This window comes from Paraburkholderia sp. BL6665CI2N2, from assembly GCF_004366535.1.
GTDB lineage: Bacteria > Pseudomonadota > Gammaproteobacteria > Burkholderiales > Burkholderiaceae > Paraburkholderia.
In genome coordinates, this window is the sequence record NZ_SORC01000001.1 from 3,074,743 (window position 1) to 3,087,610 (window position 12,868).

Here is a 12,868-nt window from a genome sequence, read left to right on the forward strand (position 1 = left end):
GCGCCCTGTCTTGTCAAAAGCTCGTACGCAAACCAATGCGCGCAAGCGTCTGTGACCGGTTGCTCGCCGCGCCATCCGGTTGCAGCAGACCGTTGATCCATGCCCGCGTCACAGCCGCGTCGCCACTGGCGCGCTGATAGATCGCTTCGACATAAGCGGTGGTGCGTTTCGAAAAGTTGTACTGCAACGCGGTGGTGACCTGTTGCGCCTTGTTGTTCAGCAGCACGTCGTTGCCCTTCATATACGCGTAGTCGAGACCGAGCGTCCACGGACCTGAAATCGTCCACGACGCACCGCCCTTGTAGACGTCGATCTTCGCGCCGCTCGCGGTATTTTTCGTATTGGTATAGAGCAGCATTCCCAGCACGCTGCCGAAGTTGTAGTGCGCGCCGAAGCCGAAATTGCGGATGCCGTCGTGACCGTCGCCCAGTTGCGGATACTTCACTTCGACATACGCCGCGCCGATGCCCAACGGGCCGTTCGCATAGTTCGCGCCGAAGCTGATAGTCGAGTCCGACGAGAACGAGCCGGGCACGCCACCGAATCCATACAGCGCGCCGAAGGTGAAACCCGAAATGTCCGGGCTGCGATACTTGACCGAGTTTCCTACTCGCGTGGCGCCTGCCATGCGGTCGAAATCGAATGAACCGGTCGGATTATTCGGCACACCCAGCGCGGTGAACGGCCCCTGGCGAAAATCGTAGATGCCGCCGAAGAGGAACGCACCGTCATACAGTCCGAGCGTCAGCGTCTCGAACATGAAGTCGTACTGGTTGCCGAAGGTGAGCGAGCCGAAGCGGTCGTTGGTGAGACCGACGAGCGCCGTGCGGTTGAAGATCTGCCCTGCGCCCGGAATCGTCGCGCCGCTGCCCAGATCGAACTGCGAGGTGAGTTCGAAAATCGCCTTGTTGCCGCCGCCCAGATCTTCACTGCCTTTGAACGTCAGCAAGTCCGGCGACAGCACCCCGCTGTCGAACAGCGTCGCGGCGCCACCATGCTGGTTATTCACATACGTGACGCCCGCATCGATCACGCCTTGCAGCGTCACGCTGCTTTGCGCGCTGGCTATATTCGGCACGATACCCGGCGCGATGCAGGCGAACGTGCAGCCTGCGATAGCCAGGCGCTTCGGCTTTTTACTCTTCATGCTTGTCCCCTGTAGTCGTTGTTGAATATCTGTCGTCGTTCGATGCGGATATCGACCGGCGTGAGCGATGCCCCCTCGCACGGGCCATCGATGCAGACGCCGTCTTCGAAGCGGAACATCGCGCTGTGATGCGCGCACATCAGCAATTCGGCGTCGTAGGCCCAGAACGTGTTCGGTTCGTAGTTCAGTGGAATCGAAAAATGCGGGCACATGTTGCGGTACGCCCACGCGTCGTCGCCGCGGCGCAGAACCACAACGCCTGGCGCGCCGGCCTGGCCGGCGGGGATTTCAAGCGCGCCGCCGTCGGCAATGTCATCGAGCGCGCAGAGAAAGCCTTGACGAGGTTCGGGATTCGCCGCGTTCATCGCCTCGTCTCCTTATGCGTGATGATCGGACAGCACGAAGTCGCGCTGTACTTCGAAGAACGGACTCGGCAGCGCCCACTCTTTTGCGGCGGCTGCGTCGTGGTTCGGCACGTAGTCGATCACGAGCGACGGCTTCGAGCCGAACACCGCGTCGGAGTGGACGTAGGGATCGCCCTCGGAGTACAGCGCAGTGATCAGCGTCTCGTAGCCGGGCGCAACGATCAGGAAATGGATGTGGGCCGGCCGCATGGGATGACGCCCGCTCGCCATCAGCATCTGTCCGACCGGGCCGTCGGTCGGAATGGGATAACTGGTCGGCTTGATGGTCCTGAACGCGTATTCGCCGTTCGGCCCCGAGCGAAATTTGCCGCGCAGGTTGCTCTCGGGCTGGTCGGGATCCTGGCCTTCATACATGCCGTTGTTCGCCGTTTCCCACACCTCGATCAACGCGCCGGCCACCGGCGCGCCGCGCTCATCGACGAGGCGGCCATGAATCAGCGTCGGCTCGCCTTCCGTGCGGGCGATGTTGGCGCCGAATTCTTCTTCCTTCGCGCCTTCGCGATAGAACGGGCCGAGCAGACTGCTTTCGGTGGTGACACCGCCGCGCCCGTGATTGATCGCATCGACCATGATCGACAGGCCGAGCGTGTCCGACAGCAGGATGAACTCCTGGCGGATACCTTTGCACATTTTGCCCGTGGCTGTCAGAAACTCGATGCCGCGAAGCCATTCGTCGCCGGTCAGTTCAACTTCGCGGGCGAAAGCATGCAGGTGTCTAACCAGCGCGGTCATGATCTGCTTGAGGCGTGGATCGGTGCAATCGGCGAACGTGTCGAGCACGTTCTGCGTCAATGGATGAATGGTCTTATCGTTCATGGTTGGCCTCATGCGCGGTGCGCCGCCGAGCCCGCGTTGAGCGAATCCGACGCGCCGTCCGGCGAGCGTTGTTGAGACGGACCGGCGTCGCGAAACACGACGCGCCGGCCCACGGGGAAGAGTTGCAGGCCGTAGCGGTGTGAGACGAAGCCCCACAGCCCTTGCGGAAAGAACAGGGTCACGACGATCGCCAGCGCGCCGAGGCCGATCAGATACCAGCTGCCGAAATCGGACAGGAACCGGTTCAGCAGGAAGAAGATCAGCGCGCCGATGATCGGCCCTTCGAGCGTGCCCAGCCCGCCGATCATCACGATGAAAATACCGAACGCGCTCCAGTTCACCGAGAACGCGGCGTCGGGCGAAATGCGCAGGTTGCCGATGAAGTACAGGCCGCCCGCCAACGCGGTGCCGCACGCCGACACCAGATAGACGATCAGGCGCGCGCGCTTCACGTCCACACCCTGGCTGCTGGCGGCCACCGCGTTGTCGCGCATCGCAGTGAGCGCGAGACCGGCTTTCGAGCGTAGAAACAGATACAGCAGGCCAATCGCCGCCACGACGATAGCGAGCGCGAGCCACAGCGTCAGCGATTCGCGCAGCGCGCGTGGTACCTCCTGCAATGCGGTGAGACTCGTGCCCGAGCCGCCGCCGAGCACCGAGACGTTTGCCACCGTGAGCCGGAACACTTCGGCGATCACCCACGTGCCGATCGCAAAGTAGCCGCCTTCGAGGCGGAACGCCACCATCGACACAGGAATCGCCACCACCGTCGCAATCACGGCCGCAATCGGCACCGCGATAAACGGCGAGATGCCGCAGTAGTTGGCGAGAATCAGCATGCCGTAGCCGCCGATGCCGAAGAATGCCTGCTGGCCGATCGACACCATCCCGCCATAACCCGCCAGCAGGTTCCACATCAACGCGAATACCAGGTAGGACGCCAACTGTACGAAGTCGCGCATCGCATCGCGTCCGGCCCACCAGGGCGCGCTCGCCACCGCCAGCGCGACGATCAGCAGCACGATCACCGCCACGCGGCTCGCACGCGTCGCGCGCCGCACCTCGAAGCCCGCTGCGGGCTGGTTTAATTGCATGGTCATGACGAAGCCTCTATGCGGTTTTGGGCAGCAAGCCCTGCGGCCGCGCCACCAGCACGCCGAGAAACACCACGTGGCCGAGCCAGATGCCCCAGCCGGGATCGAAGTAAAAGCCCACCTGCTGCGCAATGCCAAGCGCCATGCCGCCCACGAAAGTGCCCCAGAACGACCCCATGCCGCCGATGATCACGGCCTCGAACGCATACAGCAGCAGCGCCGGGCCATCGGTCGGCGACACTGCCGTGCGCATCGAATACAGCGCCGCGGCCACCGCGATCAGCACGAAGGCGATGCCCATCGCCAGCGCGTAGGTGCGGCGATACGAGACACCCATCAGCTGCACGATCTCGCGATCGTCCGAGGTGGCGCGAAACGCGCGGCCAAGCGGCGTGCGGCCGAACAGCCACTGCATCGCGAAGGCCAGCGCCACCGTCGCCACCAGCGTGACGAGCGGCAGATAGCCGAGCGTGATGCCGCCCGCGAGCGTGATGCTGCGCGACTCGAAACTGCCGGTGGCAATCGAGCGCGGGTCCGCCGAGAAAATCTGCTGCAACACGTTCTGAATCACGATCGACAGACCGAACGTGACGATCAGCGACGGCAGCGGATCGCGGCTGCTGACGCGGTTCAAAAGCGCGAACTGCACGCCATAGCCCGCGCCGAACGCGATCACGAGCAACAGCACCAGCGCGACGGCGAGCGGCAGATGGGCGAAGCTCGTCAACGCGAACAGCACGAACACCAGCAGCACGATGAAGTCGCCATGCGCGGTATTGGTGAGCCGCATCACGCCGAACACCAGCGACTGGCCCATCGCGAAGAGCCCGTAAAGCGCGCCCAACAGCGCGCCCTGCAAGACGATATTGATAAACGTGTTCATGCGGCCACCCCGAAATACGCCTGCGTGATCGCCTCGTCAGATACCTCGGCCGATACGCCGGTCAACGAAACGCGCCCTTCCTGCAAGCAATAAAAACGCGACGACACGCGGCGCGCTAGTTGCACGTCCTGTTCGACGACGATCGCGCTCATGCCATGCGCGACGATCTCGGGCAACGCCGCATAAATTTCGCGGACGATCACCGGCGCGAGACCGAGCGAAAGTTCATCGCACATCAGCAGATCGGGATTGCTCATCAAGGCGCGGCCGATCGCCACCATCTGTTGCTGACCGCCCGACAACGCGGTGGCAGCGTGATGGCGGCGCTCCCGCAACGCCGGGAACAGCGCATAGACGCTTTGCAGATTCCAGCGTCCCGGCCGCTTGCTGAACGCGCCAAGCAACAGGTTTTCTTCGACGGTCAAACTCGCGAACAGGCGCCGCCCTTCCGGCACCAACGCAATGCCCTTGCCGACGATGCTCGCTGCCGCCGCCCCGCCAATCGGCTCGCCGCGATACAGAATCTGCCCGGCATTGCGCGGGCGCAGCAGGCCCGCCACCGATTTCAGAAAGGTCGATTTACCCGCACCGTTCGACCCGATCAGCGCGATCACTTCGCCCGGCGCGACCGTCACGTCGATGCCGAACAGCGCCTGAAAGTCGCCGTAAAACGCGCTCAGCGCGCGTGTTTCCAATAGTGCCGACATGGTCAAGCCTCCAGTCCGAGATACACGCGCCGCACTTCGGGGTCGTCCATCACGGCAGCAGGCAGACCTTCCGCGAGCCGCTTGCCGAAGTTGATGACGAGCAGCCGGTCGGCCACCGCGAGCAGCGCATGCACAACATGTTCGATCCACACGATCGTCACGCCACGCTCCTTGACGCGCCGAATCTCGTCGACAAGGGCGTGCGTTTCAGGTTCGGTGAGACCGCCGGCGATCTCGTCGAGCAGCAGCAGTTGCGGTTGCGTCGCGAGCGCGCGAGCCAGTTCGAGGCGCTTGCGGTCGAGCAGCCCCAGCGTTCCGGCCAACTGGTTGGCGCGGGCCTTGAGGCCGGTGCGTTCGAGCACGTCGACACAGACGTCGTAGGCGGCGTGGCCGGTCAGTTCACCGCCGAAGGTGGCGCCGACCAGCAGGTTTTCGAACACAGTCATTCCGCCGAACGGCCTCGGCACCTGATACGAGCGGCCGATCCCCGCCGCGCAACGGCGATGCGGCGGCAGGTGATTCACACCGGCGCCGTCGAATTCGACGCTGCCCTGATCAGGCCGCACGTCGCCGCTGACGAGGTTGAACAGCGTGGTCTTGCCGGCGCCGTTCGGGCCGAGAATGCCGTAGGTTTCGCCGCGTTCGACCGCGAAGCTGATGTCGTCGGTCACCTGCAACGCGCCGTAACGCTTCGACACGCCGGTGAGTCTGAGCACAGGGTTCATCATTGCTCTCCGCGTTGGGTTCAAGCGATCAGCTTCAGCGGGCCGGACAGCGGTACGCTCGGCGCGAGCTGGTTGTTGACGATGGCGAGATCGAAAGGATGCTTTTGACCCTTCACCCATTGGCCGCCGACAAGCGGCGTCTTCGCGACGTTCTTCACCGGACCGCTGCCCCACGCGACATGACCGACCAGCGTATCGAGCTTCGTCGAGGCCACCGCATCACGGATCGCTTCGTTCGAGTCGACGTCTTTCGCGCGCTTCAATGAGTCGACGGCGATTTCGAATAGCGCATGCGCGAAGCCGATTGGTTGAGTCCATTGCTTCGAGGTGACGCGCTCGTAGTCGTCGGCGACTTGCCGCGCGCTTTGCCCCGTCAGCGACGATTTGAACGGATGCGAGGGCGACCACCACACTTCGGTGGAGAGTCCGTCGCCGAGATTGCCGAGCGCTTCGATCGAGGTCGGGAACAACAGCGCTTTGCCGATCGAAATGACTTTGGGCTTCAGACCTTGCTGACGCGCCTGAACGAGAAAGTTCTTGGCGTCGGGCGGAATCACGACGCCCGTGACGATCTGCGCATTCGACTGCTTGAAAGAGGAAATCTGCGCGGAGAAGTCCTGCGTCATGCTCTGGAAGCGGCCCGGGTCCTTCAGCGTGAAGCCCTTCTGCGCGAGCACCGGCGGAAAGCCGAGCTTCGCGTCGCCCCAGGCGTTGCCGTCGCCGTCGTTGGGGAAAAGACCGCCTACGCTGTGATTGGTCTGCACCGACTGCCACATGCCGGTATAGACAGTGATCACATCTTCCAGTCCCCAGAAGAAGTGATAGGTGAAGCGGAAGCCCTTCTTCGGATCGCCCTTTCTGCCGAAGAACCACGGCTGCCACGGCACTACCGTCGAAACGCACGGCATCTCGTTCAGCTCGCATGCGTCGCTCACTGGATTGGCGGTTTCCGGCGTGCCGGATACCAGCATGATGTCGACCTTGTCTTTGAGAATCAGATCATTGGCGACTTCGCCGGCGCGATTCGGATTCGACTGGCTGTCCTTGACGACAATCGACACCGGATACGTTTTACCGCCGATCACGATGCCGTTTTTCAGCGCCGTCTGCATCTGCTGGATCGTGAAGCGGTCCGCCTCGCCGAATGGCGCGAGCGGCCCCGTTTGCGGCGATACATAGCCGATTTTCAGCGTGCGCGGGCCGGCCGCGAAAACGAGCGGCGAGAACGCCGAGGTCGTGGCGGCGAGCGCACCGCCTGCCGCGAGGCTGACAAAGCGGCGGCGCCTCGCATCGAAAGTATGTGAGTCCATGGTTGTCTCCTGAATTTTTTGTATGAGTGAGGGAAGCGCGCTAGTCCGGCCGTCGGCCGTCGAAGGCGGCCTCGAGTAAGGCGCGCAGCGGTATTCGCTCGACCGGCCGCGGATTCCAGTACGGGTTCTTTAAGGCGAGCTCGAGTGCGACATCGAGATCGGTTGCGCTCAGGCCGATGTCTTTCAGCGCCGTCGGCGCACCGTGGTCGCGTGCGAGATCGAACACGGCTTGTGCGGCATCGTCGGCGTGCAATGCGTGCGCGATACGCTTCATCGCCTCGGGCGCTGCCGCACGGTTGTAGGCGAGCACATGCGGCAGCACGATGGTGTGTGTCTCAGCGTGCGGCAGATTGAAGGTGCCGCCAAGCGTATGGCAGAGCTTGTGATGCAAGGCCATGCCGACACTGCCGAGCACCGCGCCGCATAGCCAGGCGCCATACAGGCAATTGCCGCGCGCGGCGAGGTCTTCCGGTTGTTGCATCACGCGAGGCAGCCCTTGGCCGAGCGCGCGAATACCCTCTTCCGCCATCAGACTGATGATCGGATTCGCGTCCTGCGCGTAGAGCCCTTCCGCCGCGTGGGCGATCGCGTTGATGCCGCTCGTCAACGACAATGCGGGTGACAGCGACGCGGTCAATGCCGGATCGTAGATCACCGTTTTCGGCAACACGCGCAGATCGCGGCCGGTCTTCTTGATGCCGTTCTCGGTGAGGCCGTAGATCGGCGTCATCTCCGAGCCTGCATACGTGGTCGGAATCGCGATGATCGGCAGCGAGGTTTCCAGCGCGATCGCTTTGCCGAGTCCTGTCGTGGAACCGCCGCCTATCGCGATCGCGCAGTCGGCGCCGACGCTTGCGGCAAAGTCGCGTGCCGCGCGTGCGGTCTCGACCGGCACGTGCATGACGGCTTCGGCATAGACGCCCGCCGCACGCGAGCCGAGGCTTGCCGCGAGCGCTTCGGCCTGCGAGCGCTGCTGCGGCGTGGACAGCACGATCGCCCGCGTGGCGCCGAGCAAACCGATCTCGCGATCGAGCTGCTCAAGACTGCCCGCGCCGAAAATCACGCGTGACGGCAAGCCGTTATAGATGAACGGTTCCATGGTGGTTCAGCGCGGGTAGTAAGGCGGAATCTGCGCATCCACGTTGACCCAGACTGACTTGGGCTGTGTATATTCGCGCATCGCTTCGAATCCCATTTCGCGGCCGTAGCCGCTTGCGCCGACGCCGCCGAATGGCGACGCGGGACTCACGCGCTTGTAGCAGTTGATCCACACCATGCCGGCGCGAATCTCGCGCGCCACCAGATGCGCGCGTTGCAGATCGCGTGTCCACAGACCCGCGCCAAGACCGTATTCAGTACCGTTCGCGATGGCGAGTGCTTCTTCGTCGGTGCGGAATCGGGTGACCGTCATGAACGGCCCGAACACTTCTTCCTGCGAGACCCGATCCTCCGGCTTCGCTTCGACGATTGTCGGCTCGACATAGCAACCGTTGGCCAACGCCGCGATGTCCGGCGCCTTGCCGCCGACAAGTACGCGACCACCCTGTTCGCGGGCGACATCGACGAACGACAGCACGCGGTCGCGGTGCTGACGCGAAGTGAGCGGCCCCATCTCGGTCGACGGATCGAGCGGATCGCCGATCTTGATCGTGCGGCTCAATGCGGCGAACTTTTCGAGCACTTCGTCGGCGATCGATTCATGCACGATCATCCGCGAGCCGGCAATGCACGCCTGCCCCTGATTGTGGAAGATCGCGAACGCCGAGCCTTGCACCACGGCGTCGATATTGGCGTCGCCGAATACGATGTTCGCGCCCTTGCCGCCGAGTTCGAGCTGCACCTTCTTCAGATTGCCGCTCGACGCCTGCACGATCTTACGGCCCACTGCGGTCGAACCGGTGAAGGCGACCTTGCTGATCTCAGGATGTTCGGCAATGTACTGACCCGCAACATGCCCGAGGCCCGGCAGAATATTGACGACGCCTTCCGGAAAGCCCACTTCGGCCATCAGTTCGGCAATCGCGAGACTCGACAACGGTGTGAGTTCGGCGGGCTTCATGATCACGCAGTTGCCCGCGGCAAGTGCCGGCGCCATCTTCCAGCTCGTGAACATCAACGGGAAATTCCACGGCACCACTTGCCCGACGATGCCGACCGGCTCACGGGTCATATAGTTCAGAAAGCCCTGCTCGACCGGAATCACCGAACCTTCGAACTTGTCGGCCATGCCGCCGAAATAGCGAAACGTGGCTGCCGTGCGTGGCACGTCGAGATTGCGCGTATCGCGGATCGGGTGGCCCGTATCGAGCGATTCGAGGCGCGCGAGTCGATCGGCATTCGCTTCGATCGCGTCGGCCAGTTTGAGAAGGAGGCGCCCGCGCTCCATCGCAGCGAGATTGCTCCACTTCGGAAACGCCGCCTTCGCCGCCGCGACGGCGCGATCGACATCGGCCGGGCCCGCCATCGCGACCTCGGCGATCACCGAGTTGTCGTGCGGATTGAGGGAGGCGAGCGTTTCGCCGTTTGCAGCCGGCACGAAGCGGCCGCCGATGAAGAGTTGCGTTTGCATGACAGTCCTGAGCAAGTAAAACCTGGACGCGACTTTCCCCGCGGCGCCAGCGGTCCGGCGCCGTCCGATCGACGATCAGGGGAATGCCGGAGAGTTACATCTGGATCGGATACGGCGGCAGTTCACCGCTTTCGTAACGCTTGGGCAGATCGGGCGTGGCGTTCTCCCACACCAGCAGCATCGAACGCTTCTGCGAGTAGCCTTTGTGGCGGATATCGGCCGGCATCGCGGCGATATCGCCCGCGTTCATGGTGATGCGTGCGCGCGGCTCGCCGCTGTCCTTGTCGGCGACGTCCCAGATGATCTGGTCGGACAGTTGCAGGAACCACTCGACGCGGTCGTTGCCGTGAAACACCGGCAGCACGAATTCCTCAGTGGTCGGGCAGAACAGGCTCTGCTGGCACACCGACGTGACCGATGGATTCCACGTCACGTCCGAGCGCGACAGGTATTTAAAAAGACTGAACGCATGCAGCGCGCCTTCAAAACCCGGCTCGGCGTGAATCTCAGGTTCGTCCTGACCGACGTCGGCAAACTGGCGATTGACAGGCAGCTCGTCGCGCAACGGCGAGTCGCCTTCCAGGCCCGGCATGCGTTTGGTGGCGATCCGCGTACGCTCGATCGCGGCAATGTTATCGCCGTGTTTCGTGCCGAACGCGGAGCCGGTTTCTTCCGGCGCGGCGAACGGGTCGAAGCCTTCGTTGACCCAGTCCTTCAGGATCGCCTTGAAGGTCGCCATGATGAGCGGGGTGTCGAACTGCTGCGTATGATCGACACCTGCTTCCTTGAAGCTTGCGTTAAATGCGCCGGCGTACATGTCGACTTTGCCGTAGTGATTGCGCGTGCCGATCACTTCGTCGAAGTTGACCCAGCCGTAGAAGAAACCCCACGCCACATCGCGCATCATCGCGCGCAGGAAGTCGTCGGCGTGCATCTGGTGCGAGCGGATCTGGCCTTTGGCCGGCCATCTGACGGTGGCGAAGTAAGCGTCGCGGCTGAATTCGAAATCGCCGAGGCAGAAGGTGCGATAACCGGTGACCGCGTCGGCCTCGCTCGCGGTGACGTTTTGCAGGGTGCTGAGTTTGTCCATGATGGGCTCCGGATGGATCGATCGTGTAGAGGGATTCAGTGGATGCAGATGTCGGCCCACTTTTCGACCGAATAGCGTCCGAGGATCGTCTGCACGAGCAGCACGCCTTTGGTCCTCGCTTCGAAGCGATACGCGGCGCCGGCGGGCAGCAGTGCCTGATGGCCGCGACGCAACCGCACATGGCCCATCGACTGGCCCGACGGCTGGCCTTCCAGGCGCACGCTGCCTTCGGTCTGCGCGTCGACCAGCGGGCCATCCGAGGGTTTGATGAAATAGATGTCGATCTCGCCGTCGAGCACGACCGCGAACTCATCGTGCGACGCAGCAAACCACGCCGACGAACCTTCCGCGCGCAGCGTCTCGATCACGTACTTGAGATTCTTGCCGACAACGACTTTCTCGTAGGGTTCTGCACGGCTCGCTACGTCGAATACATTCGACATAGCGTAATGTTCCGGTTTGCCCTTGATGATTTCGATGGAGCCTTTCCGAAAGTTGTCCAGGCTGCCGAACCAGGTTTGTTGCATGTCTGCCTCCAGTTGATCTACGAATGCTTTGCTTGCATCGAAGATTAAGCGGCGGCAGGCGCTACAGCAATGTTCCGAGGGTCGGGAAACGCGAACCTTGGGTGCGCCGGAATCGCGCCAGGGAAACTACCTGGTGGCGAACCCTCATAGGCCTTGACGCGGGTCTCAGCTGTCGGACAGTTCCTCGCCGACGCTTTTCGTTTCGTCGTCGGGCGGCGCGATGCCGAGCGCTCTGTCCCACTGCGGTTCGCGCAGATAGCGGGCGCGCAGGAAGTCGACGAAGGCCTTGACCTTGGTGGTCGAGCGGTGCGAAGCAGGATACACCGCCGAGAGCCACAGCGGCGGCGCCGCGTACTCCGGCAGCACGCGCTCGAGCCGGCGTTCGAGCAGATCGGCGGCGGCGACCATGGTCGGCAGATAGACGACACCCGCGCCGGCCCTCGCGAATTCCAGCAGCAGGTGCACGCTATTCGTTTTTAGCACCGGATTCAGCGCGATTTCGAAGCACTCGTTGCCGCGCATCAGCGGCCACTTGTCGCCCCACGGGTAATACGAATAGCGGGCGAAATCGTGGCGCAGCAAATCAAGCGGTGTCTCGATCAGCGGCTCCTCCTTCAGATAGCCGGGCGCGGCGCAGAGCACGCCGCGCACCGGAAAGAGACGCCGCTCGACCAGCAGGTTCGACGCCGGCGGATAGATTTGCAATGCCAGATCGAAGCCTTCCTGAACCGGATCGATAACGCGGTCGTTGACGGTCACGACAAATTCCACGCGTGGGTAAGCGGCGCGAAATTCGATCAGTGTCTGCGAAAAATGGCCAAGCGCGAAGCCCGGCAGGACGTGGATATTGAGCGTGCCCGCCAGCGCCTGCGGATCGCCGCGCGAGCGCCCGGACAGATCGTGGACCTTGGTGACCAGTTCGGCGCAGTCGCGGTAGTAGGTCTCGCCGAGTTCGGACAGGCGCACCGCCCGGGTCGAACGATGAAAGAGCGGCACGCCGAAATGGTCTTCCAGTTGCTTGACGCGCGAGGTCACCACCGATTTGGCGACACCCAGCTGACGCGCCGCGCCGGCGAAGCTCTGTGCTTCCGCGGCGCGGACGAACGCTTCCATCGACGTGAATAGATCCAACGCTGTCTCCTGTCGACCACAGTTAGCGCTTTAGCGCTTACTGTGGTCCCATGCAAGGCTGTCGACCACAGTTAGCGCTTTAGCGCTTACTGTGGTCCCATGCAAGGCTGTCGACCACAGTTAGCGCTTTAGCGCTTACTGTGGTCCCATGCAAAGCTGTCGACCACAGTTGGCGCTTCAGCGCTTACTCCGACCCGATGCGCCCGCATTAACTGCGGCGAGCGCTTCGTCGCCGTCGCCCTTCTGTACCGAGATGCTAACGCGAATTCGGCGGCACACCGCTTTTCTTACGGACCGGGCTCGACAATCGCCGTCCGAAGCTGCCCACCTTGACCCTCAAGAATCAATTCCTCGCGGCGCCGCCCAGGTAACGCCCCACTACTCGCACCCACACCCGCTAATTCTCCGCTCATTATGCAAACGCACAATCCGTCTCAGCACAGC

At 63.0% G+C, this 12,868-nt stretch carries 13 protein-coding genes; all 13 read right to left on the reverse strand.

Features of this window, described 5'->3' with window-relative positions; translation table 11 throughout:
- Positions 1-13: 13 nt before the first annotated feature.
- The gene (locus B0G81_RS13655; protein WP_134136245.1) at positions 14-1,147 is read right to left on the reverse strand and encodes a porin; all 1,134 of its coding nucleotides are present in this window, start codon (positions 1,145-1,147) and stop codon (positions 14-16) included.
- Positions 1,144-1,512 carry a Rieske 2Fe-2S domain-containing protein gene (locus B0G81_RS13660; RefSeq protein ID WP_134136248.1) on the reverse strand — a complete coding sequence of 123 codons (369 nt, stop codon included), beginning with the start codon at positions 1,510-1,512 and terminating at the stop codon, positions 1,144-1,146. Before B0G81_RS13660 ends, B0G81_RS13655 begins: the two co-directional genes overlap by 4 nt.
- A 12-nt stretch (positions 1,513-1,524) precedes the next feature.
- Positions 1,525-2,388 (reverse strand): intradiol ring-cleavage dioxygenase, encoded by an 864-nt coding sequence (locus B0G81_RS13665; protein ID WP_243856437.1) that lies wholly within the window; start codon positions 2,386-2,388, stop codon positions 1,525-1,527.
- An 8-nt stretch (positions 2,389-2,396) separates the two neighbouring features.
- The gene (locus tag B0G81_RS13670; RefSeq protein ID WP_243856438.1) at positions 2,397-3,488 is read right to left on the reverse strand and encodes a branched-chain amino acid ABC transporter permease; all 1,092 of its coding nucleotides are present in this window, start codon (positions 3,486-3,488) and stop codon (positions 2,397-2,399) included.
- A gap of 10 nt (positions 3,489-3,498) precedes the next feature.
- A complete protein-coding gene (locus B0G81_RS13675; RefSeq protein WP_134136253.1) occupies positions 3,499-4,365 on the reverse strand; it encodes a branched-chain amino acid ABC transporter permease in 867 nt (288 codons plus the stop codon).
- The gene (locus B0G81_RS13680; RefSeq protein ID WP_134136255.1) at positions 4,362-5,072 is read right to left on the reverse strand and encodes an ABC transporter ATP-binding protein; all 711 of its coding nucleotides are present in this window, start codon (positions 5,070-5,072) and stop codon (positions 4,362-4,364) included. The genes B0G81_RS13675 and B0G81_RS13680 overlap by 4 nt, the downstream gene beginning before the upstream one ends.
- Positions 5,073-5,074: 2 nt before the next feature.
- Complete coding sequence (locus B0G81_RS13685; protein WP_134136258.1) at positions 5,075-5,800, reverse strand: ABC transporter ATP-binding protein; 726 nt, start codon at positions 5,798-5,800, stop codon at positions 5,075-5,077.
- Between the two features lie 17 nt (positions 5,801-5,817).
- Positions 5,818-7,107 carry an ABC transporter substrate-binding protein gene (locus B0G81_RS13690; RefSeq protein WP_134136260.1) on the reverse strand — a complete coding sequence of 430 codons (1,290 nt, stop codon included), beginning with the start codon at positions 7,105-7,107 and terminating at the stop codon, positions 5,818-5,820.
- A gap of 40 nt (positions 7,108-7,147) precedes the next feature.
- Positions 7,148-8,206, reverse strand: coding sequence for a maleylacetate reductase (locus B0G81_RS13695; protein WP_134136262.1), 1,059 nt, complete (start codon positions 8,204-8,206; stop codon positions 7,148-7,150).
- Between the two features lie 6 nt (positions 8,207-8,212).
- Entirely contained in the window at positions 8,213-9,676 is a 1,464-nt protein-coding gene (locus B0G81_RS13700; RefSeq protein ID WP_134136264.1) for an aldehyde dehydrogenase family protein, read from the reverse strand.
- Positions 9,677-9,770: 94 nt separating this feature from the next.
- Positions 9,771-10,766, reverse strand: a complete 996-nt coding sequence (locus tag B0G81_RS13705) for a hydroxyquinol 1,2-dioxygenase (RefSeq protein WP_134136266.1) — start codon at positions 10,764-10,766, stop codon at positions 9,771-9,773.
- Positions 10,767-10,801: 35 nt separating this feature from the next.
- Positions 10,802-11,293, reverse strand: coding sequence for a hydroxyquinol 1,2-dioxygenase (locus tag B0G81_RS13710; RefSeq protein ID WP_134136270.1), 492 nt, complete (start codon positions 11,291-11,293; stop codon positions 10,802-10,804).
- Positions 11,294-11,458: 165 nt separating this feature from the next.
- On the reverse strand, positions 11,459-12,424 hold the full coding sequence (locus B0G81_RS13715; RefSeq protein WP_134136274.1) for a LysR family transcriptional regulator: 966 nt from the start codon (positions 12,422-12,424) through the stop codon (positions 11,459-11,461).
- Between the last annotated feature and the right edge of the window lie 444 nt (positions 12,425-12,868).